Source organism: Mycetohabitans sp. B8, from assembly GCF_021991875.1.
In the GTDB taxonomy this organism is placed as follows: Bacteria; Pseudomonadota; Gammaproteobacteria; order Burkholderiales; family Burkholderiaceae; genus Mycetohabitans.
The window spans coordinates 81769-107312 of the sequence record NZ_JAHLKR010000018.1 but is presented as its reverse complement, the minus strand read 5'-3'; the positions used below and the strand labels follow the sequence as shown (position 1 = coordinate 107312).

Annotated in this window: 23 protein-coding genes and 3 pseudogenes; 12 read left to right on the top strand and 14 right to left on the bottom strand. The window is 58.0% G+C overall.

Annotated elements, in window-relative coordinates:
• Positions 1-29: 29 nt before the first annotated feature.
• From KQH60_RS09895 to KQH60_RS09875, 5 genes are read right to left on the bottom strand one after another with little or no spacing between them, the layout of a single operon-like run.
• Entirely contained in the window at positions 30-599 is a 570-nt protein-coding gene (locus KQH60_RS09895) for a TIGR00725 family protein (RefSeq protein WP_237576290.1), read from the bottom strand.
• The gene (locus tag KQH60_RS09890; RefSeq protein WP_237576289.1) at positions 553-1371 is read right to left on the bottom strand and encodes an ABC transporter permease; all 819 of its coding nucleotides are present in this window, start codon (positions 1369-1371) and stop codon (positions 553-555) included. The genes KQH60_RS09895 and KQH60_RS09890 overlap by 47 nt, the downstream gene beginning before the upstream one ends.
• A 3-nt stretch (positions 1372-1374) precedes the next feature.
• Complete coding sequence (locus KQH60_RS09885; RefSeq protein ID WP_237576288.1) at positions 1375-2478, bottom strand: ABC transporter substrate-binding protein; 1104 nt, start codon at positions 2476-2478, stop codon at positions 1375-1377.
• A complete protein-coding gene (locus KQH60_RS09880; RefSeq protein WP_237576287.1) occupies positions 2475-3524 on the bottom strand; it encodes an ABC transporter ATP-binding protein in 1050 nt (349 codons plus the stop codon). Before KQH60_RS09880 ends, KQH60_RS09885 begins: the two co-directional genes overlap by 4 nt.
• Positions 3521-4285, bottom strand: a complete 765-nt coding sequence (locus KQH60_RS09875; protein ID WP_237576286.1) for an ABC transporter permease subunit — start codon at positions 4283-4285, stop codon at positions 3521-3523. Before KQH60_RS09875 ends, KQH60_RS09880 begins: the two co-directional genes overlap by 4 nt.
• Positions 4286-5139: 854 nt before the next feature.
• Between KQH60_RS09875 and ahpC the strand changes: the two genes are divergently transcribed.
• Both ahpC and ahpF read left to right on the top strand, forming a co-directional pair.
• Positions 5140-5703, top strand: a complete 564-nt coding sequence (gene ahpC, locus KQH60_RS09870; RefSeq protein WP_104077427.1) for an alkyl hydroperoxide reductase subunit C — start codon at positions 5140-5142, stop codon at positions 5701-5703.
• A 115-nt stretch (positions 5704-5818) separates the two neighbouring features.
• Positions 5819-7417: an alkyl hydroperoxide reductase subunit F gene (gene ahpF / locus KQH60_RS09865; protein WP_237576285.1), complete on the top strand. Its 1599-nt coding sequence runs from the start codon at positions 5819-5821 to the stop codon at positions 7415-7417.
• 54 nt (positions 7418-7471) lie between these two features.
• On the opposite strand, the pseudogene KQH60_RS09860 reads toward ahpF, so the two are convergent.
• Positions 7472-7735, bottom strand: a pseudogene (locus tag KQH60_RS09860) (cytochrome); the annotation flags it as partial.
• Between the two features lie 178 nt (positions 7736-7913).
• Here KQH60_RS09860 and KQH60_RS09855 point away from each other — a divergent pair.
• Positions 7914-9047: a porin gene (locus KQH60_RS09855; RefSeq protein ID WP_237576284.1), complete on the top strand. Its 1134-nt coding sequence runs from the start codon at positions 7914-7916 to the stop codon at positions 9045-9047.
• A gap of 90 nt (positions 9048-9137) precedes the next feature.
• Here the strand turns inward: KQH60_RS09855 and KQH60_RS09850 are convergent.
• From KQH60_RS09850 to KQH60_RS09825, 6 genes and pseudogenes are all read right to left on the bottom strand, one after another.
• A pseudogene (locus KQH60_RS09850) lies at positions 9138-9755 on the bottom strand (MFS transporter); the annotation flags it as partial.
• Positions 9756-9891: 136 nt separating this feature from the next.
• Positions 9892-11172: an AcvB/VirJ family lysyl-phosphatidylglycerol hydrolase gene (locus KQH60_RS09845; protein WP_237576283.1), complete on the bottom strand. Its 1281-nt coding sequence runs from the start codon at positions 11170-11172 to the stop codon at positions 9892-9894.
• Positions 11169-13718, bottom strand: a complete 2550-nt coding sequence (gene mprF, locus KQH60_RS09840) for a bifunctional lysylphosphatidylglycerol flippase/synthetase MprF (RefSeq protein WP_237576432.1) — start codon at positions 13716-13718, stop codon at positions 11169-11171. Before mprF ends, KQH60_RS09845 begins: the two co-directional genes overlap by 4 nt.
• Positions 13719-14122: 404 nt before the next feature.
• Positions 14123-14470 (bottom strand): hypothetical protein, encoded by a 348-nt coding sequence (locus KQH60_RS09835; protein WP_237576282.1) that lies wholly within the window; start codon positions 14468-14470, stop codon positions 14123-14125.
• A gap of 267 nt (positions 14471-14737) precedes the next feature.
• Positions 14738-15610, bottom strand: coding sequence for a hypothetical protein (locus KQH60_RS09830; RefSeq protein WP_237576281.1), 873 nt, complete (start codon positions 15608-15610; stop codon positions 14738-14740).
• Positions 15611-16007: 397 nt separating this feature from the next.
• Positions 16008-16985 carry a hypothetical protein gene (locus tag KQH60_RS09825; protein WP_237576280.1) on the bottom strand — a complete coding sequence of 326 codons (978 nt, stop codon included), beginning with the start codon at positions 16983-16985 and terminating at the stop codon, positions 16008-16010.
• 650 nt (positions 16986-17635) lie between these two features.
• Between KQH60_RS09825 and KQH60_RS09820 the strand changes: the two genes are divergently transcribed.
• From KQH60_RS09820 to KQH60_RS09785, 7 genes and pseudogenes are all read left to right on the top strand, one after another.
• Complete coding sequence (locus KQH60_RS09820; RefSeq protein ID WP_237576279.1) at positions 17636-19174, top strand: sodium:alanine symporter family protein; 1539 nt, start codon at positions 17636-17638, stop codon at positions 19172-19174.
• Positions 19175-19364: 190 nt separating this feature from the next.
• A pseudogene (locus tag KQH60_RS09815) lies at positions 19365-20267 on the top strand (DMT family transporter).
• Positions 20268-20366: 99 nt separating this feature from the next.
• On the top strand, positions 20367-20762 hold the full coding sequence (locus tag KQH60_RS09810; RefSeq protein WP_368669336.1) for a response regulator: 396 nt from the start codon (positions 20367-20369) through the stop codon (positions 20760-20762).
• 175 nt (positions 20763-20937) lie between these two features.
• Complete coding sequence (locus KQH60_RS09805; RefSeq protein ID WP_237576278.1) at positions 20938-21207, top strand: hypothetical protein; 270 nt, start codon at positions 20938-20940, stop codon at positions 21205-21207.
• Between the two features lie 10 nt (positions 21208-21217).
• On the top strand, positions 21218-21367 hold the full coding sequence (locus KQH60_RS09800; protein ID WP_237576277.1) for a hypothetical protein: 150 nt from the start codon (positions 21218-21220) through the stop codon (positions 21365-21367).
• 515 nt (positions 21368-21882) lie between these two features.
• Positions 21883-22479, top strand: coding sequence for an AAA family ATPase (locus tag KQH60_RS09795; RefSeq protein WP_237576276.1), 597 nt, complete (start codon positions 21883-21885; stop codon positions 22477-22479).
• A gap of 625 nt (positions 22480-23104) precedes the next feature.
• Positions 23105-23419: a hypothetical protein gene (locus KQH60_RS09785; RefSeq protein ID WP_237576275.1), complete on the top strand. Its 315-nt coding sequence runs from the start codon at positions 23105-23107 to the stop codon at positions 23417-23419.
• On the opposite strand, the gene KQH60_RS09780 is transcribed toward KQH60_RS09785, so the two are convergent.
• Complete coding sequence (locus KQH60_RS09780) at positions 23350-23721, bottom strand: DUF2471 family protein (protein ID WP_237576274.1); 372 nt, start codon at positions 23719-23721, stop codon at positions 23350-23352. The genes KQH60_RS09785 and KQH60_RS09780 overlap by 70 nt on opposite strands.
• 70 nt (positions 23722-23791) lie before the next feature.
• Between KQH60_RS09780 and KQH60_RS09775 the strand changes: the two genes are divergently transcribed.
• Together KQH60_RS09775 and KQH60_RS09770 are read left to right on the top strand one after the other, a co-directional pair.
• Entirely contained in the window at positions 23792-24067 is a 276-nt protein-coding gene (locus KQH60_RS09775) for a hypothetical protein (protein WP_237576273.1), read from the top strand.
• A 153-nt stretch (positions 24068-24220) separates the two neighbouring features.
• Positions 24221-24508 carry a copper resistance protein CopC gene (locus KQH60_RS09770; protein ID WP_237576272.1) on the top strand — a complete coding sequence of 96 codons (288 nt, stop codon included), beginning with the start codon at positions 24221-24223 and terminating at the stop codon, positions 24506-24508.
• 228 nt (positions 24509-24736) lie between these two features.
• On the opposite strand, the gene KQH60_RS15060 is transcribed toward KQH60_RS09770, so the two are convergent.
• Positions 24737-24901, bottom strand: coding sequence for a hypothetical protein (locus tag KQH60_RS15060; protein WP_368669335.1), 165 nt, complete (start codon positions 24899-24901; stop codon positions 24737-24739).
• Between the last annotated feature and the right edge of the window lie 643 nt (positions 24902-25544).

Genomic DNA, 25544 nt, shown 5'->3' with positions numbered 1-25544 from the left:
GACAACGAAAAGCGCAAAAATAGGTACTATTATTCAAGGCTAGCGTCAGACTTACGGACTAGATATTCGATCACCCATTCGATAAGCTGATCGGTATTCTCAGCTGCCTGGGCGCCGGGTAGTCTAAACTCTTCGTATAATGTAAAAACGGCTTTATTCCACTTCACGCCCAATGCCATTTCAGAAAGCGTTCCCATTCCGCCTCCAATGGCAACCACGCACTCGCTACCGCGCACGATCAGCGCATTGCGTATTTCACCGATTCCTGTAGGAAGCGTCAATGTCACATATTTGTTAGCGCTACGACGGTCTTCTTCTGGCAGAATACCGATGGTCACTCCTCCCATGTCATACGCGCCATGGCATGCAGCTTCCATTACACCGCCCCGTCCTCCACAAATAATAGGCACGCCAGCGCTCGCCAAAACACTTGCCACTTTGTACGCTGCCGAGCGGCATGCCTCGTTACAAGTGCTTGGCCCAATGATTCCCACAGGCTGAGGGTTACGATGTGGCCCCGCTTGTATTTCAATCAACTGGCGAAGCTGCTTGTTAATTTTTGGGGGCAGTGGCATATCCGCGCCGGTTTGTAAAAACATCACCCATTCCCAAGACAAAAACGCAAAGGCCCAACAATATTAGCGAAATGGCTGTTGCTTCAGCCAAGTCAGCGCAATTATCGCTGATTTTGGCAAACAACAGCAATGGAAGAATATTTATTTGTGTTCCCACCAGAGCAAGCGCCGTACCGTAAGTACCCATGGCCAAAGCCGCAACGAGGCAAGCGTTCGCAATGATTGATGGCGCAACCTCAGGTAGGATCGTATCGAAAAACGCGCGTGTACGCGAGGCGCCCAGTGTACGCGCTGCGAGCCACGGTCGTTCATCCAAGTTGGCGAAAACCGGATACAGTGATAATGCCACTCGCGGAATCAAATAATACGCGTAAGCTAAAGCAAGCCCGCCAACTGAGTACAGCCATCCTCCGAACTGAGCAGCGTCGACACCCAACATGGCTATAAGCTGCGTCACGAAGCCTGCCCTACCGTAAGCTAAAATAAAACCATAGGCAATCACCAGACCCGAAAAAGCAAGTGGAATCCCTAGCAACATCATTAGCCACTGGCGGCGGGATTCCGGCTGCCTTGTCAGTTCGATGGCAATTGCAGTACCTACGATAGCCGAGATGCCGCCAGAGAACAGGCCGAGCATCACCGTATTCCTCAATGCGCTTAGGAATAAATGATCGGCAATCACTTGACCGAATACGTTGCCACCGCTCCTAACGGTCTCGGGGACTAGAGCAAGGAGCGGCAGAACAAAAAACAAGGCGAGAAACGCCCAGGCTGGCAGTAGGCCAAATCGCTTCATGAATTAAATTTTCAAAACGGCCTTTGCCCATAAACGATCGACTTCGCTCTTGCGAGCAGATGCCTTGATCACATCAAGAGGCCGTATTTGTGGCGCGTCTGGCATCTTTTGCTGAATATCGGGAGGCAGTGAAATACTCTTTACCGAGGGCCGGACAAAACCCTTGGCAAACAGTCGCTGTCCGATTTCGCTCATGATAAAGTTAAGCCACAATTTTCCCGCATTCGGGTGCGGCCCATTCTTCACGAGGCTAATGCCATAAGGTGCCGCAACACTAGCTTCTTTAGGAATCACGACATCAACAACATCGATCATGCCTTTTTCTGTGTATTTAGCCTTAAGCCCATCGTTCTCGTAACTAATCCAGATTGGTATCTCGCCCTTCATGAACTTCGAATAAGGCGTTGTTCCTTCAGTTCGAAGGACATTGCCCGCGGCATGCAGTTTTCCCAAATAATCGATGCCGGGCTTAACGTCGTCTACGGAACCTCCATTGGCGTAGGCGGTAGCAAAGGCGACAACCTGCCCCACACCCGCGGAGCGCGGATCGAGGTAGACGATGCTATTTTTGTATTCTGGCTTGAGCAAATCAGCCCAGGAAGTGGGCGTGTTACGCACCAGTTTTTTGTTCACAATGAATGCCACGTTCAGCGTATGGATAGTGAACCACTTGCCCTCTGGATCTCGAAACACCTCGGGCAGCGTATCGAAGTGGATCGGCTTAAAAGGCGCCACCACGCCCTGGTTCACAGCGTCCACCGCGGATGCTGCAAAATAATAAGCTGTGTCTGCTTGAGGCCGGCGCCGGCTCTTATTCAGTGCAGTCACAGTCGCAGCAGAACCCAAATCATTATAGTGCAGCTTGATTCCTGGATAGCGCTCGTTGAACGCATCGAATAGCGCCTTCCAATTGGCCCATGTTGGCCCCGTATCCCACGAAACAACCTCGCCTTCTTTTCTGGCAGCCTCGTAAAGCGCAAGTTCACCAGGATAAAGCTGCACTTTTCCCCAAGCGGTATCAGAAGTAGAAGCTGCAGTGGAAACAGTCGTCCCAAACCCTGCAAATGGCACTAGTGCTGCCGATTGAACAAAGCGTCTGCGTTTCATAAGACCTCCTGTGAAGGGCCGTCGTCAAGCAGTTGAATACACTGCGGTGGAATGGAAATGCCGCTTACCGGCACCTCGGTTGCTTCGCCTAGGATCGATTTGGGAGCGCCGTTTACTTGAAAGTCGTACCGAACCACTGAGCCCAAGTAGCGCTGATTAACTGCACAACCTGCCAAATAGTTTAGTGTTCCTTCTGGAGGATCCTTGACCACTTGCTCGGGACGGATCAGAACAAGTACCTTCTCTCCCAAACGTCGCCCATTAGTATTGGCAGCGATTTGAGCAAATCCTAAATCTACCTGATTATGTGCTGAAATTTTTGCGGGGAGTAACGTCGATAATCCCACAAACTCGGCTACCGCTCGACTATTTGGATAACAGTAAATATTTTTGGGCGATCCAAATTGTAGAAGCTTACCGTCTTTGAGCACGGCGACATAATCGGATAGCGTCAATGCCTCTTCTTGATCATGTGTGACCAATAGAGTTGTTGCGTTAAACTTCTTTTGAATTGACCGGATCTGATCGCGCAAATATCCTCGAATACCTGCATCGAGTGCAGCCAATGGCTCATCAAGCAATAATGCTTTGGGATCGATTGCCAAAGCTCGAGCCAGCGCAACTCGCTGCTGTTGCCCGCCCGATAGATTGAGAACTGACCGGGTGGCAAAGTTTCCTAAACCCACTGTTTCTAATAATTCGGCTGCCTTAGCTAGTCGTTTTTTTAGCGGGATCTTTTTTAAAGCGAGTCCGTATGCTACATTCTCGATCACATTAAGATGGGGGAAGAGCGCATAACTTTGGAATACCATTCCAATATTGCGCTTATGCACAGGTTTTTTTGCTAAATTTTCACCGTCCAGGATGATCGACCCTGATGCTCCGCTAATTAGACCCGAAACTAGCTTCAAAAGCGTTGACTTACCAGAACCGCTTGCCCCAATCACGGCCACCATTTCACCGGTCTTGACCTCAAACGAAATATCAGTTAAGCCATGTCCGGTTCCCGGGTATTGGTAACTCACTCGATCCAGAACCAAGCTCATGATTTTTTGATAGCGGTAGAGGAAACAAATGCCGCTGTACTGGCTAACACAAGAAGAATAACGGTGGCCGCACAAGCAAACCCGGTTGCACCATAAAAAGCTTGCCACAAGACAACCGGATAAGTGCGATTCTGGAAGCTGGCAAGTAAATTGGATAAACCGAATTCACCTACCGAAATGGCAGCAACCATCACAAGCCCGCTTAACAGGCTTTTTCTTAAATTAGGTATGGCAATCCCAAAAAACTGCTGTAGTTCCGTAGCTCCCAACGTCGCGGCTGCGCGTTCTAGCGTCGCTAAATCGGAATGCCGAAGATCGGATAACAAAGTATGAGTAAGATAAGGCAACGTATGGACAGCGTGTACTACGATCAGCAATGGCAAGGTTCCAAGCCAAGGAAAAAAATCTGTATTAAATACAATAATATAGCCAAAGCCCAATGTGATGGTCGGTACGACTATAGGCATCATACTCACCATTTTAGCTGCGGCGCTCCCACTCTGTCCAGCTTTATGGTATAAGGAGTAAGCAAGCGGCAGCGCTAAAATCGTATTGATTGCGCACGCGCTCAGTGCCACCACGAGGCTGGTCGTAAATGCATTTCGAAAAGACGAATCCAACCAAATATCAATGTACCATTGAGCCGTTATCCCGCTAGGAAGCAGCGAGTTCATCCATAGCTCACCCACACTACCAATGCTCAACAACAGGATGGGCAGTAATAGATAAATTGTGTAGACAGCAGCAATGCCTCGAACCACTATTCTCTCCACTTCAAGCAGTCACCCAATACGCTTTTCTACTATGCAATCCTGATAATGCTGATAAAGGCGAGCCGCTGCTTCCGTTCCATATAGGGAACAGCATATTCCGCATTGGTTTAAATTGAGGCGTCACAGCGACCTCGTTAGCCATTTGCGACCGACAGTTTGCCTCAGACTTTGGCGGAGCGATAGGCTGTGTCAATTGGACTCAATTAGGGTGAAATCCGCCATATGCAAAACTAAGTTTTTGATTTTAATGTAAAAAATATTGTTGAGCTGAACAGCGAAATGGTGCCAAAGACTCATCATGTAATCACCTTGCCGTCGAACATCAAGCCTTGTGCGAGGTCGTTGACCGGCTCATTCTTGTTAGTTGCTGCGTGAGTCGTGTGATGCGGGTAAGTGGCCCAGATTGTTTGGATAATGTTATGAAATTTTAAGTGGAACATCCGTTTAGTCACGTCGCCGATTTAATGGTAGGCAGCGTCGCGAAGTATGACTTATGACTTGTCCGGTGGTGGCTCGGCCAGATTAAAACGGGACCGTTTTCCATTGTACGGACTGAATGACTTGGCGCCGGAGTGCGGACGGTTCGTGTTCGACGGTGACACGTGGGGCACTGGCGTGCGACCATCGAGGGCGGGTTGCCTATCAAGGTGGTTGAACGCAGGTAGAGCGAGTCGCTATCGTTCACGCCGCGAAAGTGCCCCGCACGGCCGTTTTATAATGCGAAACAGCCTTGGCGATAGAGGTGGCCAATCGGTCCGATATAACTAAACAACTTCACCGCGGCGCACCATTTGTCGTAAGCTTCGGGGTAGTCGTCTTTTAACCCAAGAAGGAAAAGCGCAATGTCTCTTATCAACACGCAAGTCAAACCGTTCAAGGCAACCGCCTACCACAATGGCAATTTCGTGACAATCACGGAAGAGAACCTGAAGGGCAAGTGGTCGGTCGTCGTGTTCTATCCGGCTGACTTTACGTTCGTATGCCCGACCGAGTTGGGTGATTTGGCAGACCACTACGCTGAATTCCAAAAGCTCGGTGCCGAGATCTATGGCGTGTCGACGGATACGCATTTCACGCACAAGGCCTGGCACGACACGTCGGAAACGATCGCCAAGATCAAGTATCCGTTGGTGGGCGATCCGACGGCCACGTTGGCCCGCAACTTCGAGGTGCTGATCGAGGAAGAAGGCCTGGCGCTGCGCGGCACGTTCGTGATCGACCCGGAAGGCCAGATTAAGCTGTATGAGATTCATGACAACGGCATCGGCCGTGACGCGAAGGAGCTGCTGCGTAAGGTGCAGGCTGCGCAGTATGTCGCGTCGCACCCCGGCGAAGTGTGCCCGGCCAAGTGGACCCCGGGCGCCGAGACGCTGAAGCCGTCGTTGGACCTGGTCGGCAAGATCTGACGTTTATGTGCCGTCTTGCACCGGACGGCACATGACGCGGCGTCGCGGCATTGCGCCGTGACGTGCCGCCTGCCCGGCGCGCACCTTCTTTGCTCCCTCCGTTGGAATCCTCGCGATGCTCGACGCCAATCTCAAGACCCAATTAAAAAGCTACCTGGACAACGTTACCGAAGCGATCGAGATCGACGCGTTCGTGGATGACAGCGACAAATCGGGTGAACTGCGCACACTGCTGCAGGACATCGTATCGCTATCCACGCGCATCGTGGTGACCGAGCACACGGGTAATGACGTGGAGCGCGTGCCGTCATTCGCGATTCGACGCGCTGGCACGGATATCGCGGTGCGCTTCGCCGGCATTCCGATGGGTCACGAATTCACGTCGCTAGTGTTGGCGTTGCTGCAAGTCGGTGGCCACCCGGTCAAGCTCGAGCCGGATGTGATCGAGCGAATCCGGAGCCTGGACGGCGACTACACGTTCGAGACTTATGTCTCGCTGTCTTGCCAGAACTGCCCTGAGGTCGTCCAGGCATTGAACGCGATGTCGGTGATCAATCCCCGGATTCGTCATGTGGCGATCGATGGCGCGCTGTTTCAGGACGAAGTGCAGTCGCGGCAGGTCATGGCGGTGCCGACCCTGTATTTGAACGGCGAAGTGTTCGGCCAGGGCCGCATGAGTGTCGAGGCATTGTTGGCAAAGCTGGACAGCAGCGGCGCCGCGCACGTGGCCGACAAGCTCAACGCGAAGGAAGTGTTCGACATGCTGATTGTCGGTGGCGGGCCGGCCGGCGCCGCCGCGGCGATCTATGCTGCGCGCAAGGGCATCCGCACCGGTGTGGTGGCCGAGCGTTTTGGTGGACAAGTATTAGACACACTGGCAATCGAGAATTTCGTTTCGGTTCAGGAAACGGATGGACCGAAATTTGCGGTGGCGCTCGAGCAGCACGTGAAGTGCTACGACGTTGACGTGATCAATTTGCAATGCGCCGAAGCGTTGCAGCCCGGCGACGTGATCGCGGTGCAGTTGGCCAGTGGCGCACGGCTGCGTGCGCGTAGCGTGGTGCTTGCCACAGGTGCGCGCTGGCGCGAGATCGACGTGCCTGGCGAGCGCGAATATCGCAACCGCGGTGTCGCGTACTGTCCGCATTGCGATGGTCCGCTGTTCAAGGGCAAGCGCGTGGCGGTGATCGGCGGCGGCAATTCCGGTGTCGAGGCTGCGATCGATCTGGCGGGCATTGTCCAGCATGTGACGTTGCTGGAGTTCGATGGCCAGCTGCGTGCCGATGAGGTGCTGCAGCGCAAGCTGCGCAGTCTGGACAATGTGGCGGTGCACACGCACGCGCAGACGACCGAGGTCACCGGCGATGGCAGTAAGGTTGATGGCCTGACTTACGTGGACCGTTCGTCGGGCGAGCATCACCATCTGGCGCTCGAGGGCGTGTTTGTGCAGATCGGCCTGGTGCCGAACACCGAATGGCTCAAGGGCAGCGACGTCGCATTGTCGCCGCGCGGTGAGATTGAAATCGATGCTAAGGGGCAGACGTCGGTGCCGGGCGTATTCGCGGCGGGCGATGTAACGACGGTTCCGTACAAGCAAATCGTGATCGCCGCGGGCGAAGGCGCGAAGGCGGCGCTAGGTGCGTTCGAGCATCTGATTCGCACTTCTGCGCCGACCGATGCGGCACTGCAGCAGCCGATCGAGGCGAGCGCGTAATCTGTCCTCGCGGCCCGGCCGATTCACGGTGGCCGGGCGGCCTGCTTGAGTGCATAGCTCCAGTACGAGACGTTGGCTGGTGGCGCGCGAGCAGCAGGTCATCATCTTGGTATGGGTATCGCGTTCGGCGCGCGTGAGCATGACATCGCGATGGCCGTGTTCGCCGGCGAGCACGCGCACCTCGTAGGAGCCGTACAGGCCCTCCTCACAATCGCTTTGCACGTCGATATTGGCGGCGCGTACCGGTATCACCAGTCCAGAGTCCTTCAGTTCAACCTCGAACGAATGTTTGCGCGAGGGATCGAGCTTGCTGACCGTCGGCGCAAAACGCTCGGGCCTGCCCTCGATGAAAAAGATCGGCATGTGAGCGCTGCTCGGTTAGTAACCGAGGAACTTGGGCTGATCAAATTTGGCGCTGCGCCGCGCGCCGTCGGCCGGGTCGGAGCGCCCGTCTACTGGTGCATGGAGAGTAAATTCGGTAAGGCTAATTGACTAGATGCTGAGTAAAGCGATATTGACCACGAGTACCACTATCTGTACGGTATTAGCCACGACGGCCCACGCGCAGCGTTCCATGACGCTGCATGGCACCGTGGACACGGGGCTCGCGTACATTCGTCACAGCGCGGGGCAGCACTCGCAATGGAAGATGTCACCGGGAACGCTGTCATCGAACGAATGGGGATTGCAGGGTACCGAAGCGCTCAGTGGCGGCCTCACGGCTCACTTCGCAGTCCAGAGCAACTTCGACGTCAGCCACGGACAGTTGATCAATAGTGGTCAGCTATTTGGGGCCAACGCGTTTGTGGGTCTGTCGCACGAGCGTTGGGGCACATTGACGTTCGGCCGGCAAAATGATCCGGTGTCGGATCTGCTGCAACCGCTGACTGCTGGCTCGTACAGTGGGGTATTCGTGACGCCAGGTGATGTCGACAGCTGTGGAGGCAGTGCCACGTTTAACCACTCGGTGAAGTGGGCGAGTCCGAATGGGCGCGGGGTGACCGTTGAGGCGATGTATGCGTTTGGCGCAATCGCCGGGACACCCGGGTCTGGTCAGGCGTACTCCGGTGCGCTGGTGTATGCGGGCGGGCCGCTGAGCTTGGGTACGGGGTTCCTGCATATCGATCATGGCAATGCGGCGCGCTCGGCGCGGGGCGTGTCGTCGCCCGATTCGCTGTTCAACACGTCGGTCAACTCGGCATACGTGCGCGCGCGTTCGATCGACATCTTCAGGGCAGGCGGGCAATACGTGTTCGGCTTTGTCACAGTGGGTGCCGCTTTCAGTTTTTCACAATACAATCCGCACGCCTCGTCTGGGTTCTCTAACGCGCAGAAGTATGGTAACGGCTCGGTATTTGCACTTTGGCAGGGATTGACATCGCTGCAGGCATTGGTGGGATACAACTACACCCAGTCCAGCGGCGCCTCGTCGGCCGCGTACCAGCAGATCAACGTTGGCGTCGATTATCTGCTGAGCAAGCGTACGGATGGGTATGCGATGCTCGGCTATCAACATGCCTGCGGTCAAAACGGCCTAGGGCCCGCACAAGCCGTGATCGGCTCGTACAACGTGGAGGCCGGAGCCAACTCGCAACTGCTCGCCATCGTGGGGGTTCGTCACCGGTTTTGATCGACCAGGCGTGCGTCGCCGCCGGGCATTGGCGTCCTACCATGTCGCGATGAATCCGACCTTGGCGCCGATGACGCGGGGTTCGACGTGCAAGTATTCGAGCCAGAAATCTGACCATACGATCGTCGGATGGTCTTGCAGCACGTGGGAGAACTGCAACACGATTGCACCGATCGTCACGCCAAGGCCCAGCGACATCTGTTGCACGACGCTATCAAGGCTCGTTGCGCGGCCGATGTCGCGATTGGGGATATCAGCGTACAGGAGCGAGTTCAAACTGGTGAACTGCAGCGCGGGGAAAAAGCCGCCGAGTAGCACGATCGCCCAGAGCAGCCACGTGGGCATGCCGGGAAAGAACGTCCCGCATGCCGCGATCGCGATGCCGGACAGCGCGGCGTTGTAGAGCAGCACGCGCCGGAAGCCGACGCGACGCAGCGCCGTGGTGGCGAGCGAGCGCATGAACATACCGCCGACTGCCGATGCGCAGGTGATCGAGCCGGACTGGAATGCGCTCATCGCGAGACCCGCCTGTAGCATCAGCGGCGGCAGGAAGGGCATGGCACCGAGGCCGATGCGAAACAGTGAGCCGCCAAGCGCGCTGGCACGATAGGCGGGCACGCGGAAAAACCGCAGATCGAGCAACGGTCGCTCGATGCGCTGCGCATAGGCCACATACGCCAACAACAGCGCGGCGCCGATTGCGCACATTGCAACCGGCGTGGCGCGCCGGGTGCCGCCGACGGCGCAAACGGCCGCCGCGGGCGGCACAACCGAGTGCCGCCGACAGCGTCACCGAGCGCCACCGAAGGCGTCACTGAGCGCCGCGGACGATGCAACCGACAAACTAGTGGCGAAGCGCGATTTGCTTTTTCCAGCCGGCCAGAATCCGTTGCGTCAATGTACGGTAGTCGCGTCCAAAATGGTGATCGCCGGGCATTTGCACCACGTCGACGCCGGTGCCAGCCAGCGCCGGGCACAGCGTGTCGGTTTCGTGCTCACCGTACACGCATTGAACGATCGATGCGGGCAGCTTCACGACCTCGGGCTTGGCGGGCAGTGCGTCTGCGCTAGCCGGCATCCCGAGCCAGCCCGTTACGCGGATCTGGAAGTCGGCGGCCGGCGCGAAGCCGAGCAACGACACGTACGACACGCGCTCGCGCAACGGCTCCGGCAAGCGGTTATACAGGAACGGCATGACGTCGGCGCCAAACGAATAGCCGATCAACGCGATGTCCCGCGCTTGCCAATGGGCGCCGTAGACGCGCAGCACGCGTGCGAGATCGCGCGCGGCCTGCTCCGGTGTCTTGCGGCTCCAAAAATAGCGAAGACTGTCCCAGCCGATCATCGATACGCCGTCTTTTTGCAGATTTTCCGCGATAGTCTTGTCCAGGTCGCGCCATCCGCCGTCGCCGGACATCACGATCGCCAGCATGCCGGAAGGCTTAGGCGCCCGCAATTCAGCCAGTGGCAGATCGGAAACGTCTTCGTCGCTGGTGGATGGCGCATGCAGGTACGGCGCCGCCCATGCGCGCAGCTTTTCCGCCCGGCGCTTACCCGCGGCTGTGCCAGTGACAAAAAAGCCTGGCAGCCCAGTGCCGCGGCTTACCGTCGGGTCAGGCGGGCACGGCTGGAACCGCGCGTCCAGCGTGGGCGCCGGATCCAGTGACAGTGCGCCAGCCACCGTGTTCGCCGGCGCCTGGGCCAGGATCTGCGTGGCTAGCGTCGCGCCTTGTCCGGTTCCCGCGACGATTGGCGCGAAATAGCGGGGCGAATCCAACTGCCGTTCCAACTGGTGGCTCAAGGCTTCGGCGTCGCCCACCAGATGCTGGCAGCTTGGCGGCTTGGCAGCCAGATTCGCCGCATAGCGACGGGTATCGACGCCGACGACCAGCGCGCCATCGCGCGCCAACGCCTGTGCCGCGTCATGATCCGATGCATTCCAGCCGTTTGCGTCGGAGAACGGCACGACGAAGTCGCGCAAGGGACCGTCGGGACGGGTCAGCGTGACCTCGCCATAGCGGCCGCCGGGCAGTGTGCTGGTGGTGGCGGCATGGGCGCCGGGCAGCGCGAGCGCGCACGCGGCGATCGCGCGAGTCGCGACGGTGATCAAAAAATGGATTTTCACGAGCGCCAGCCTCCTGCCAGCAGCGAGATGTCGGCCAGTGTCACGAATAGGCCGAGTGAGCCGGACACTGCCAGGTAACGTGGCTCCCAGCGCGGCTGAAACTTGCTCTTGAACCCACGCAGGCCGCGGAAATTGTACAAGCGTCCGCCAAGGTGCCATGCGAGTCGTGCGACACGCTGCCAGCGCGACGGAAATGGCGTCGGCTGCACGCCAGACAGCGGTGCGATGCCCAGGCTCAACGTGCGCAGCCCGGCATCCTTCAAATGCAGCGCCAGTTTCGTGAACAGATAGTCCATCGCGTACCCGGACGCATCCGGCAGGTGGCGCATCACACCAACGGTCGCCTCGGTGTGCACGTCCGTCGTCATGAACGTGACGAACGCGACCGCACGGCCATGTTGACGCAGCAACATGACCGATTGCGCGGCCAGATACGACGGGTTGAATGCTGCCACCGAAAAGCTCTTTTCTCGCGCCACGCGGCTTTGCAGCCATGCATCGGAGATTGACTTGAGCGTCGGCAGGCATTCCGGCAGGCGCGCCGGTTCAACCACTTCGACGGCCAGCCCGTCGCGTTCGCCGCGCTTGAACGCGTAGCGAAGATGGGCACGGTGCGATCCCTTCAGATCGAAGTCGGCCAGCGCGATGTTGGCCTCCTCGCCCAGCTTCAGCAGGTGCAAGCCGGTATCGAGGTAGAACGGCAGTGCGTCGGCGCGCACCTGGTAAAACGCGGCGCGGCCGCCGTGCGTGTGCGCTAGTGCGACGAAACGGCGGATCAGCTCAGGCCATTCGTCGCGCGGGCCGACTGGGTCATGCAGCGCCACCCACGTGCGCCCACGCTTGGCATACATCAGAAAGGCGTGGCGCGATGCGGAGAACAAGAAGCTCTTGTCGCCCATCATGGCGAGCCCCGCGTCGCTGCGTTCCTGCGCGCGCACGATGCGCGCCGCGTCGGCAAGGTCCTGTTCGGCCGGCTTCACGAAGCGGCCGGCCGCTGGCCGCAGCAACTGCCAGAAGGCCAGCGCCGCCGCGCACAGCGCGGCCGCCAGCGTAGCGCGCAACGCGCGCGGGGCCCGGCCGTCGAACGCGAATTGCCACCATAGCTCGCGTGTGTACGGCACGTCGCGGAACGCGTACAGCATGATCCATGTCGCAATCACGATTACGATGCCGACTGACACTAGCCAACTGGGCGTGAAGCGCTCCGCGAATAGTGACGAGCGGCGGTTGAAGTGGTGTCGCGTCGCGATTAACAGCAGCACCAGGATCCCGAGCACGCCGGCTTCGATGAACGCCAGCCCCTTGGCTAGCGACAGCCCGAGGTTGATGCTGGCCAGCAGCAAGGCTAGCCACCATGCGGCATCGAGCCGGCGCAGCAGTCCGCGAGCGACGAACAACAGCAGCACGCCGAGTACGCTGGCGAGCAACTGTGAGCTTTCAAGGACCCACAGTGGCACGAGCGTGCTTAGCACCGCAATCCGGTGCATGAACGCCGGTGTTGCACCGGAGACGATCAGCATGCAGCCGACTGCAAACGTGATGGTGCTCAGCAATAGCGGCGCGAGTTGCGCGAGGCTGCGTGCCGCGTGCAGCGCGGAAGGCGTCATCATCATGCGCTTGAGCGCGCGTCCCTCGAACATGACCAGCGCGCCACCGCAAACGAGCAGCGGCAGCCCGAAGTAGATGGCCCGGTAGGCGAGCAATGCGGCCACCAGTTGCGGCATTGGCAGGTCTCGACCGAAGGCGATCAGCACCACGCCTTCGAATACGCCGACGCCACCAGGGGTGTGGCCGACCATCCCGAGCAGCAACGCCGCCGCATAGACCGTCATGAACGTGGCAAAGCCAATCGACGCATCCGGCAACAGGACCCACAGCGCCAGCGCGGCGCCGGCAACGTCAACGATCGCCCAGCCTAGTTGGGCGATCAGATTGCGCCGCGATGGAATCGTCAGCGCGAGCCAGCGCCGCGTGCCGCCGCCAAACGTGCGTGGTTGGCGGCGGCATGCCACCACTAGTGCCGCGATCGCCACGATCGCGAGCACACCCGCGCAGCGTAGCGTCGATGTCGGCAGGTGTAGCACCAATTCGAGTTGGCTGGCTGCGATTAGCATGCCGGCGGCGCTCATTAGCACCAGCGTCGCGGCCAGGCCGATGCTGGTGAAGACGGTCAGGCGCCCGACCTGTGCCGGCGTTACGCCCGCTGCGCCGTAGATCCGGCAACGTACAGCGCCGCCGGTCAACGCGCCGAAGCCGGTTGCATTGCCGATGGCTGAGCCGATCGTCGCACCGAGCAGTAACAATGCGCGTGGCACCCGTGCGCCGATGTGGTGCAGTCCGGCCCTGTCCCGCCCGACGAGTCCGATGTAGCTCATGATCGTGGCGGCGAGCGCGTCGGTCCATTGCGCTGTGCTCAGCTGGCGCAGTTGATGGATCACCGAGCGGTAATGGACCGCGTGAGACAAATGTTGAAACAATATGAGCAGCAGCGCGCAGCCGCCCAATGCAAGCGCTGGGGTGATCAGGCATTGCGCGTGTCGCAGCATGGCCCCGACGCGTGCAGTGAAGAGAGTCAGTTTTATTTGGGGACGCATGAGTGGTGCGCGACTTCAAGGAATCCACAGTTTAGCCGTGCGAACACGACGGCTAAACTGCGGAAAGACGTCAACAAAACGTCTATATCGGCACTTGCGTTGACAATGCTAACTTACTTGGTGTGCCCGGCTTCCACCTCACGACGCCTTTTGACCGGCGGGTACCTCATGAAGGGATTGCCGGGTGCCAGAGCCGACTATCGACCGAGTGGGGCAACGGTGTGAAGGTTGTCGGTTGTCTAAAAAATGGGCGGGTGCAGTGGCTATGAAAGGCGGGCCTCCGGTTGCTGGAAAAGCACGTATTTTCTTTTGAGCACGTGAGTGCTGTTGGTCCGTTATAGCCCTGCACTGCCTAGTTATTTAAAGTTGTATTTTTTTGGTTGATTTCTCAGCCACTTTTTATACTCTTTGTCATAATGGGCGTTTAATTTTTTTTCTATTTCTTCTTTCCGCTTCATCGTGGCGTGATGTTGTTTTATGTTCTGTTTGAGAAAGTTTTTTTTCGTTTTTTCCCATTGGATATTATCACGTTCTTCCTTGGAGAGATGCTTGCGTGAGAAAAGTCCGCAAAATAAACCAGTATTTATTGCACTGGGCTCGGCTGCATGCCGGCCTGTATTTTCATTTGGTTGTGTCGACGTGTTGGCTGGTGATGGCAGTTTATGGATAGTATTAGAGAAGTTTTGCAAGATTTGAGGTTTCATATCTGTTTCCTTACCGGTTCTTGTGTTGCAATGAAAGCTGAATTAATAATTGTGCCGATAACATGGGAAGAAAAGAATTACATATTCGTTCCATCCTAATCACCGTCGATGCTAGAGAAAGTAGGCGTAGCGTAACGGCCGCTAGACTGCCCGTTTCGGCCATATCCGATGTATTGGCGAGTGAAGCGAAGCGCGGCATGTCGAGAGGCGGTCATCAACACGTCGCTGTGGAGCCATGCGGGTCGGCATGCCGCCCGTTGTTTGCCGTTATGCGCAGAACTCCGATTTACTTAGGCCTGTTGGTGGAGCATAATTTTCAGGCTCGACAGGTAACCAATGCCCCGTCTCTTTCGCCGCTTTCAGCCCTTCGATGATCAGGGACTCTTCGCGTAAAGACACTGTCTTCATTTTTTCGGTGGCGAGTAGGACCCTTTGCGAGGGTCTTTTATCCGATTTCGGCGGACGGGGCGGTGCCGCCGGAGTGGTTCGCTTCGATGAAATGCTGCTTTCGGTAGGGCGGAAAACCGGGATGGACGGTCTTTTTATTGACTTCGGTGGATGGGGCGGTATGACCGTGTTGGCTTGCTGTAGTTCCGTATTAGACGGACTGGAGTCACGAAGTTGCGCCGCATCGCGCGACGAGTGGGCTTGCCAATGAACAAGTGATTCCTTTCGTTTGGGCGGGGTGATGGTTTTGCCATTTACCGCGACCGTGCCAGTTTGAGCCGAGTTTTTTGTTCCAGCTTCGCCCCGATTGTCAGCGTGGACAGGGCGTGGCGGAACTTGAGTAAACGGTTTAAAAGGTTCGCTTCTCGGTGCAGTAGGTTCGTTCGCCGGTATAGTCAGTTTGTTTTCAGACTGACTAAGCTCGCTCTCCGCCGAGCCGCATGGGCGGAAGACCTTTTTCAGTAGTTTGGCCGCATTCCGGAATGTCCGCGACGTTTTCCAGTCGGTGTGGGCCCGCTTTTCCGTTGGTGGTTGTGTCGATATCGTTTTTTTCTTGCGGGAAGGCAATATGTCGAATTTGCCTTGACAAAACCGTTCGTGTCCCACGGCGGGGTTGCCGGGTGTCGTCACATTGTCTCGGGGCGTCGGATCGGGTTGGCATGCTTGGCGAAATAGGTTGATCTTTATGCTCATGATGGTGGATAAGGATAGGGGGCGGCCCACATACGCCGCCATCAGTTTCTGTTTGACTGTCGGGTCCGAACAAACGGTTCGGGACTTTGTGATGCAGTGAAAGCCGGATTACCGATTGTGCGGAAAATGGGACGGAACGAATAACGTATTCGTTCCGCACTGATGGTCGTCGATGCAAGAGAAAGTAGGAGTAGCGTAACGGCCGCTAGACTGCCCGTTTCGGTCATATCCGAGGTATTGGCGGGCGAGGCGAAGCGCGGCGTGTCGAGAGGCGATATCATCAACACGTCACTGTGGATCCGTGCGGGCCCGCACCCGCCTGGTGCTTGCCGCTGTGCGCAGAACTCCGATTTCTGCCGCTTCGGGGAGGACTCATATGCGGCAGGTTTCCCCTGGGTCACTCCGCTATGAAACCTTTATCCGATTTGTTCAGACCTGTTGGTGGAACGTGATTTTCTGGCTCGACAGGTAGCCAGCGCCCCGACTTGTTCGCTGTTTTCAACCCTTCGAAGATCAGGGCCTGTTCGCGTAAAGACGCAGTCTTCATTTTTTGGGCGGCGAGTTGGACTATCACCGAGGGCCTTTTGCTTGATTTCGGTGGACGGGGCGGCGCTGCCGGAGTGGTTTGCTTTGACGAAATATTGCCTTCGGTAGGACGGAAAGCTGAGACGGCAGGAGTTGCAGGGCATTCCTTAAAGAACTCGGCCTCCGTTTCTGTTATATCTTTAACGTTTGGAGCAACGTTATTTTTGCTTACCCGATTTTTCCGCGTAGCTTCCTTCGTCGTTTTCTCCCCTTCGGAGATCAAAGTCTTCGTGCCTAACAACTCTGCCTTCATTGTGTTGACTTCGACTTTTTTGACGTTGACTTGGCCTATTTTTACCCTCGCGAACGCCTCGTTTGACGAAGTGCTATTGCTTCGGGCGGCCAGGTCAGCCCCATGGGCGTCCAGATGCGCGCGCGAGCTTTTCCGTTCGGGCGGCTTGATGTCTGGAGGAACACCCTTTGTCGTGTTGGTTTGTGCAGAAGCTTTTGTTCCAACGCCGGTGCGATTGTCAGCGGGGGCAGGGCGTGACGGAACTTGAGGAAACTTCTTAATAAGCTTGCTTTGCGACGAGCCGGATGGACGGAAGGCCTTTTTCAGCTGCTTGGCCACATTCCGGACTGTCTGTGACGTTTTTGAGTCGGTGGAGGCTGGCTTTTCCGTCGGCGGTTGCGTCGATATCGTCTTTTTCTTGCGCAAAAACAATCCGTCGAATTGGCTGTGCCAAGACCGCTCGCGTCCCGCGACGCTGTGGCCGGACGTCATCACATTGCCCTGATGCGTCGGATCGGATTGCCGTGCTTGGCGGAATGGGTTGATCGTTATGCTCATGACGGTGGAGAGGATAAGAGGTGGGGGCCCACATTACGCCGCCATCAGTATCTGTTTGAATGTCAGATCCGAATAAACGTTTCGAGAAACGAATGGCCACGTGCTGTTGGATGGCCGGGATGTACACTTTGCGTGTCAGCGTTTTCTAGATGTGGCCGGCAAATCGAATGGGCATCCGACGGAGAATTTGTTGACTGTTCAATGTGTTCCGCTGATCAGCAATGCATTCAATCTCCATCCGTTGCGGTTTACCCAGACGCAAAATAGGAGGTGTTTTTTCTTCACGCGGGACACATGATGGCAGCCAACGGTTTGGGGCGACGCGACAAGCGACGTTGATAACGAGGATATCCGCGACCATCGATGAACCCATTCCGGCGTTCTTAACGTACCCGCTCGCGCTGTTTGTAGCCCTGGCTGGCACAAGCCGGGAACGTCGAGGAGCCGCCATGGCTGCGATGTGCGCGTTAGCCGCCGGCTTCCCTCGAACAAACCTTTCATGGTTATGGATACAGGTAATTAATACCGATCCGTGCAGCGGTACAGCAAATACCCGTAATTAATTCTTCTGGAACCACCCCTACGGCGGCTCGTTATGTGTAAAATTCGGACGCTGAAATCAATTCGTAAGGGTTGTAACAGGAATGAGCGTGGAAGTTTTTCTGGCATCGGCCATTGGCCACCTGAACGGAGTGTTGTGGAACTACATGCTGATCGCACTGTTGCTAGGTGCGGGAGCATGGTTCACATGGCGCTTTGCCGGCATCCAGCTTCGCGCGCTGCCGCTGAGCGTGCAGACGCTGTTTCGCGACGATGGCAAAGGCAAGCGCAAGGGCGATGGCATTTCCTCGTTCCAAGCCTTCGCCACGGGGCTTGCAAGCCGGGTCGGCACTGGCAACATCGTGGGTGTCGCCGTTGCGTTGAGCGCGGGCGGTCCCGGTGCGATCTTCTGGATGTGGCTGACCGCGCTGCTCGGCATGGCGCTCGCATTCGTTGAGGCCACGCTCGCTCAGATATTCAAGGTATCCCATCACGACAACACCTTTCGTGGCGGCCCGGCCTACTATATCTGGGTTGGATTGCGTTCCAGGCGGCTCGGGATGGTGTTTGCCGCATCGTTGATTCTTGCGTTTGGCCTCGTGTTCAATGCGGTGCAGGCCAATTCAGTCGCGGACGCGCTGCATGCGTCGTTCGGCACGGACCGGGTGGTCACGGGAGCCATGCTGATCGTGTTGATTGCGCCGGTGATCTTTGGCGGGATTCGCCGCATTGCACGCATCGCGCAGTTCCTCGTGCCGGTGATGGCCTTTGGCTACCTTGCACTGGCCGGCTACGTACTGTTGGCCCACTTGAGTTCGTTCCCGGCGGTAATCGCGTTGATCGTGCGCAGTGCGTTCGGCCTCGAGCAGGCGGCCGGCGGCGTCGCGGGTTACGCCATCAGCCAGATCGTCGCGGTCGGCATCAAACGCGGACTGTTCTCGAACGAGGCGGGCATGGGTAGCGCGCCGAACGCGGCAGCGACCGCGACCACGCGCCATCCTGTCACGCAGGGCTTGATCCAGATGCTCGGCGTGTTTGTCGACACGATCCTGATCTGTAGCGCGACGGCGTTGATCATCTTGTTGTCTGGCGAGTACCAGCCTGGCGCGCCGGTCGAGGGCGCAGTGCTCACGCAGCGCGCGATGTCCAGCCATGTCGGCGATTGGGGCGCGACGTTCCTGACGTGTGCGATCTTCATGCTCGCGTTCTCGTCAATCATGGGCAACTACGCGTGTGCCGAGGGCAACGTCATGTTCATCACACGGCGCAAGGATGTGCTGATCGGGTTCCGATGCGCGGTGCTCAGCATGGTGATGTTTGGCAGCGTTGCGAAGTTGCCGCTGATCTGGTCGATGGCCGACTTGAGCATGGGGCTGATGGCCACGATCAACTTGTTGGCGGTTTTGGCGCTCGGCAAGTATGCACGCGCCGCATGGCTCGATTATTGTGCTCAGCGTAACGCTGGCATCGCGCAACCCGTGTTCAACCGGCATACGATCACGGGCTTGGATGCGATATTGCCGGAGGGCGCATGGAGTGGCGATGCATATCGCCCTTCCACCGCCCGACAGAGCGTTGGCGCGCAATCGGTTTCGGCGAAAGGCGTGCGCTCGCGCTCAGTGCCGGCTTGGGCAACCGACACCAAGTAACGGGCGATAATGTTATCGGCGCTGTGGCATCGCATGGCTGGGAAGCCGCAGCCGTGGCGCTCGCGGCGGCTGTGCGACACGCATGATTGACGGCATGGCAGCCACAGGTGTTGCGCATGCAGATTTGGCAAGACCTGAGCTTCACGCAGCGCAATACTGCCGGTTTGGGCGAACAAACAGTACGTCTTCCATGGCTTTCGTCATTGCTGCCGCGTTTTTCGCATGGTGGTCGACGGGTTTTATCATCGCGCGCGCGATCACCCCGTACGCTGACCCGAATCTGTATTGACCGGGGCGTTTTGCCGGCACTGCACTGCTGTTTACCGTGGCGGCTTGGGTGGCGCGGGTGGGCTGGCCCGATCGCTGTGAGTCGGGCCAACATTTGTTGGCCGGCGCGCTGCTGCAGGCTTCTATCTCGGCGTGGGCTATGGGGCGGTGGCGAAGGGACTTGACGTCGCGGTGATGGCCCTGTTGGGGACGCTGCAGCCGCTATTGACGGCAGGCGCGGCATCGCGGTTGTTTGGAGAGCGACTCGCGTCGCGAGATGGGCGGGCCTGGGGTTGGGCTTGGCGGGAGTGACGCTCGTCTTGTTGCCTCAACTCGCTGTACACGACGCCGCTGTGTTGCCTCATGCGGTCGCTGGCGCGACCGGCACGGCGCAGTGGATCGTGGTGACCGCGGCGATTTGCGCGGTATTGTCGATCACGGCGGGGACGCTGTATCAGAAAACTTCGTTGTCGAACGCGCATTTGACCAGCGCCGCCGCATTACAGAACGCCGGCGCCGCGCTAGTCGCCGCCGGTTTCGCGCTGGTGCTTGACGAGCACCGCTTTGTCGCCGCGCCGCAACTATGGGCGTCGCTGGCATGTGGGGTATCGTGATGCTGTCGGGTCTCGCGACGACCCTGCGGGTCTGAATGGTGCGACGCGATAATGCATCACGGGCGACAGCGCTGCTGTTCCTGGTGCCACCGTTGGCCGTGTTTGAAAGTTAGCTGGCATTTGGTGAAATGTTGCTGCCGGTGCAATGGATCGGATTCGCCATCGCGTTGGCGGGCGTGCTGCTTGCTTGTACCCGAGTGTCCGCCCGCTGAACCGGCTGCCGATCGTGCACGCGGATGTTTTCTTATTGCTTGGTTGCATGCGAGTTGCCGCATCCGGGAGCGGCGGCACTCGGATGGTTGGAGCTAAACGTGACGACGACTGTACTCCTTGTCGACGACGACCCGGAAACTCTCGCTGCTTGGACCATTTGCTGCGCGCAGCAGGGCTACGGGGTGCAGAGCGCCACCGACGGCGGTCATGCGCTGGCACTGCTCGATGCGACACAAATCGATATTGTCGTGGCCGACTGGCGCATGCCCAGAATGTCGGGCAGCGCATTGTGTCAGGCGATACGTAATAATCCCGCGCTTACCGACACGCTATTCATTCTTGTGTCGGGCGAATCCAGTCCGCCTGCGTTCGTCCGCTACGACGCGTTTCTGCGCAAGCCGTTGGATTATTCTGAATTATTTTCGACGATGCGCCGGTTGCTTGACGTGCGCGCCGAGGAGCGCGCCGCGACGCGCAGGCTGCCGAGCATCTGATGTCTTCCGCGGCGGGGCGCGGCGTTGGCGATGGCCACCGGCCGCTACGTGTGTCTGGCCATTAGTAGCCGATGCGTGCAAGTGGTCATTAAATTCTCGGCCATTGAGCGCTACACGGCTGTGGTTCGGTGTGGATTGCAGGGCGTTCGCGGATGCTGGACCCGAACGCTGTTTCATGTTCGTCATTCAGGGTGGTGCAGCCGATTGGCTCAATATCGTTGTGCAGTACGCGGGCCTTGGGTACAGCCGGCTGCGCGGTGCGCTGGCCATCGATCCATTCTTGGCAACGAGGCTCCACGGCACATCGATCCTTGGCCCGTCGCTGGTCGAGATTGACTGGATGTCTACGGCGCGCACTGTATTGTTCTTGCACGTGGCCGCGTCGCTGTATCGCGACAAATCACACTTGGACGGCCACAACCTGCTCCAGGCCGGCGGGACGTAGGGACGGCTGATTGAAGCCGCTGGTCGCCGCTCTGCCCGGTTCGGGTGCCGCGCATGACGAGGCGATTACGCTCGCTCGGACTATTCAGCTGGCGTTGCGCGGTGCCGCTGACATGACCTTATATGCGCCATCGTCGTTGCCGCAGGTCCCGGATGACTGACTGCTCCGTGTCACTCAGTGGTATGACGGCGATCTGCAACTGCACCGGCTATGTATGCAGGCGCGCGCACTGGTAGCGGATGATCGACTTAAACGATGGGAGCGCGACGGCAGCAGCACAAAACTTTGCGCTGGAATCGCAGCGCATCAAGCGGGCACTGTTCGCGCAAGACGGCGTGCTGCGAGCCATAGCCGGATGCCGCGTCTGAACGGGTTTGTCAATGGCTGATCTGCAAAGAGCCGAGTCTGCGGTAGCGGAATCCTCGGCCAGCTGGGTTTGCGAGCGATCCGATCTGCGGGTGGCTGAAAGCGACTTAATCCGCAGGCAGATGAGTTTGTGGACGAAGGATTCTACACATGGCTGGGCCAGTGGAGCCTGTAAATAATCAAATTTACAAATAGTTGAATTTGCAAATAGTTGAATTTGAGAATAGCTGGATTTAAAAAGAGTGGATTTGTGAATACCTGGTTATGTAGATATTTAAATCTGTGAAGGATTGAATAGGGGCAACGCCAATGGCAGATAATGCGTTTATCTGTGTCGACCGCTTCCATGTGATCACCGGAGGACCGGGGTCGGGCAAGAGCACGCTGCTCGACGCATTACAGGCGGCTGGCTATGCGCGTTCGGTCGAAGCAGGCAGGGGGGTGATTCAGGACCAGGTACGGATCGGCGGCCCAGCGCTGCCGTGGCATGATCCCGCGCTGTTTGCGCAGTTGATGCTGTGCTGGGAGATGCGCTCGTATCATTTAGCCCGTGAGCGCGGCGGGCCGGTACTGTTCGATCGAGGCGTGCCCGACGTTGTCGGTTACCTTCGTCTGTGCGGCTTGTCGGTGCCGCCACACGTGTTACGCGCTGCACAATCGTTTCACTACAACCGCCAAGTATTCATTGCGCCTCCTTGGCGCGAGATATTTGTGCAGGATGCCGAAAGAAGGCAGAATTTCGACGAAGCGCGGCGTACGTACGACGTGATGGCGTCGACATACGACGCGCTGGGCTACCGGTTGATCGAACTGCCTTGCGGGCCGGTAAGCGAGCGGGCCCGGTTTGTCATCGAGCGGATCGCGTGTGGCGACGATCGCGGCAATCACGAGGGCTGTCGGTCGTAGTGGATCGCGGCGGCCGACTCGATCAAGAGGGAAGCGGCGCTCCGGGCTCAACGCCGCGCCGAGCGGATACTTATGCGAAGGCGCCGCATAAATCATGCATACAGCCCTGGGCGCAAACCGGTACGTCGCGTTGGCGCGACCGTTAGCGTTTGCACGTGGTGCGATCGTCGGCGGCAATTGCCGTTCTGTCAACGGCTTGCGCTGCGTATGCCCAGCTTATCCACAGCCTTCCCAACATATTCTGGGGATAACCCGACACCGCGGCAAGCTACCGGTTCGCACGGCCTAGCCAATCGAGCAATGCCTGATGGAAGGCCGGTGAATCCTGCCTATGTGGCGCGTGGCCGAGATGCTCAAATTCGATCAGCGTCGAGCGCGGCATCGCGTCGCGGTTGGCACGCGCCAGCCCGGAATAACGTTTAAGCCGCGCCTCCGGATAATCGAGGCTTTCGAGCTCGGCGCCATGGGCCGGACCGTGGTCTGATCGCCTCCGCGCAAGCCGGCGCGGCTATCGCGATACACGTAGGTAGAGCAATGGCATGAGCGTCGCGCGCACTTTCATAGGGCAATGTCAGGCAAGCGTGTTCTGGCTGCGGGTGTAGGTGTGTTGTTGAGTGGTGTCCCTTTGATCGGCTCGCTGCATCGGCACTGGAACACCGGCGTGCTGTCCGAGGGCTCCTGCACCTGCATCGGCACCTGCATCGGCATCGGCATCGGCATCGGCATCGGCATCGGCTTCGGCTTCGGCTTCGGCTTCGGCATCGGCATCGGCTTCGGCTTCGGCTTCGGCTTCGGCTTCGGCTTCGGCTTCGGCTTCGGCTTCGGCTTCGGCTTCGGCTTCGACATCGACTGCCGACGCGCCTGCATGCGTTACGGCGTCGCGGCCGTTTCGTATTGGACTTGCGGTGGCCGGAGCGCCGGCGTCGCGGCCAGACCATAAACGTCAAACACGAACCACGTGATCAGCGGCACGCGTTGCACGCCTGACACGCACACCGCCTCGTCCGAGTGCGGGAGGTTGTGCTCCGGCGATGGTGAGAACAGGTCAAGCAGCGGGGCATCGTGGCGGCAGCGCAGCCCGAGGTCGGACAGCGCCTCTGCCTCGATGTCGTGAAGGCGCCGCCATGTCAGCGGCTCGCCGCGTACCCGATATCGGCCGGCGATCGCATGCACGATTCGCCGCAGATCGGTGGCGGCCCGATCGAACGCCCGTTCCAAGAAAAATGCATCGTCCATCTTCATCTCCTTGCGTCTGTATACTGTATGTTTATACAGGTATTGGCGCAAGTCACGTTTTCCCAGAGATACCACAATGCCCGACAAACCCATGCGCCGCTCGATGCCGCAGGTGGCGGCATTTGTGGATGCGCTAAAGGCGGCGTTCGGCGATGAGGAAATCGATTCGATGATCGCGCGCGGCCTGGGCGGCGAGCCGGTGTTCTATGCTCGGGAAGGGAGCAAGTCGATCAGCACGTCTGTGCCATGCAGCAGTGAAGGGTGGCGTGGCGCCGGCCTGGCCGCACGCCACTATTGTCCCGGTTGCAGCGGTGATTGCGTCGGTACCGCACGCCGCTGCGTCAAGCCATAGCAGCCCCGCTTCCTGTTGGCGCGACAAGCACTTAGCATGCGTATCCAATGGTTGTCCACATCGTTGCAAACAAAATCTGTGAATAAGCCGGTGTAGGTTTGAGCGTCGGTGTCTGCGACATCCGTTGGGTGCCGAGCGGTGTCGTTCAATCCAATGAGAGTGCGTCGTGAAACGATCTTCGCTTGCCGGCCTTGGCTCGCGTGCCTGTGGCTCGTCGTGTTGTTTTTTGCCGCTGCACAACTTGCGTTCAGTTCAATCACGTTCAGTGATGCGCACGGAAAATCGGCGTCGGCCGCGCAGTCGGTCGTCGACCCGGCGGCTTACAAGCGCATCTTGATCGCGCTCGATGCAATGGCGCCTGGTGTTTATACCGTGGACTGGATGGCTGTCACTTTGGCCAGGTACCGCACGCTTGGCCACTATTCATTCGCTGTCAGGTAGCACGTATCCATTCATCGCGAAGTCGCATGCGCCACTTGGGTTGGTGATCGTCGAGCCGACCGACGTGGCGCGACAGCGGTGCCGGCTCGCAGCTAGCTGTTCAAGGTCGGCTGCTCGTTGCACGCTATTGTGTGGTGGGGAATAAGTACCGCGGGCTCAAGCACTTGCGCCGCTTGTCCCGAGGATATTCACAGGGACGTTCACAAAATCTGTGGAGAACTACGCCCACTAGTGTCCGCGCATCACGTCCGAGCGTGATGTCGTCGTCACCGTGTGGTCAGTGCCGAAGTGCACGTTGAAATAGCCTTCCTGCGTCACGCTACCCTCGTGCCATGTCCAGCTCCAGACCATTTCCTGCTTCAGTGGATAGAAGGCGGCGCCACCGAGCTTCAAGCAAATATGACGCGCTTTATCCTGTGTCGTGCCGACATGGAGACGTACGAAATTGTCGGCGTCAGTACTTCTGTGACCGCAACCAACTTGTCGTCCGGGCCGATATCGATCATGCATGTGTTCAGGCCTCGTAGACTGCGCGGGTATTCGAGGCGCTCCGGTCCCCTCACGAAGGCTCGTTCGGTTTCCGGCTCCCCCATCTGATCACGGATATCTGTTGCTCGGTCATGATCCCGGGCATGAGGTTCTTGGGCAGTAGCGAGTTCAGTTTGATCGAATTGAAGATTGCTTTCAATGTGCGCATGGCTTGGTCGTTGGCATGATTGTCGCAGCCGCTGATCAGTAGCGTACATCCGAGTATAGCGGCGAAGACCAGGTCGAAGCGTCGATAAGCACAATCGCCGTCGTGTCTTTTGGTGTTTAATTTTCGGAATTCGTAATTAATATCAAAGCCGAATCTATTATTTGGTTTGTAGGCGGCATCAACCAGATAGTGCTCAACGTTTTGGATACTGAGAAGGTCATTTCAGGTCCTTATCCGCCATTTCCTTATCTTATGACGCAGTCGCTGTAAGCAAATCGTCAGTAGGTCGTTAGAGTGCAGTGGGTCATCCTCGACTGCTTATAGGTCGGCATCGTGAAA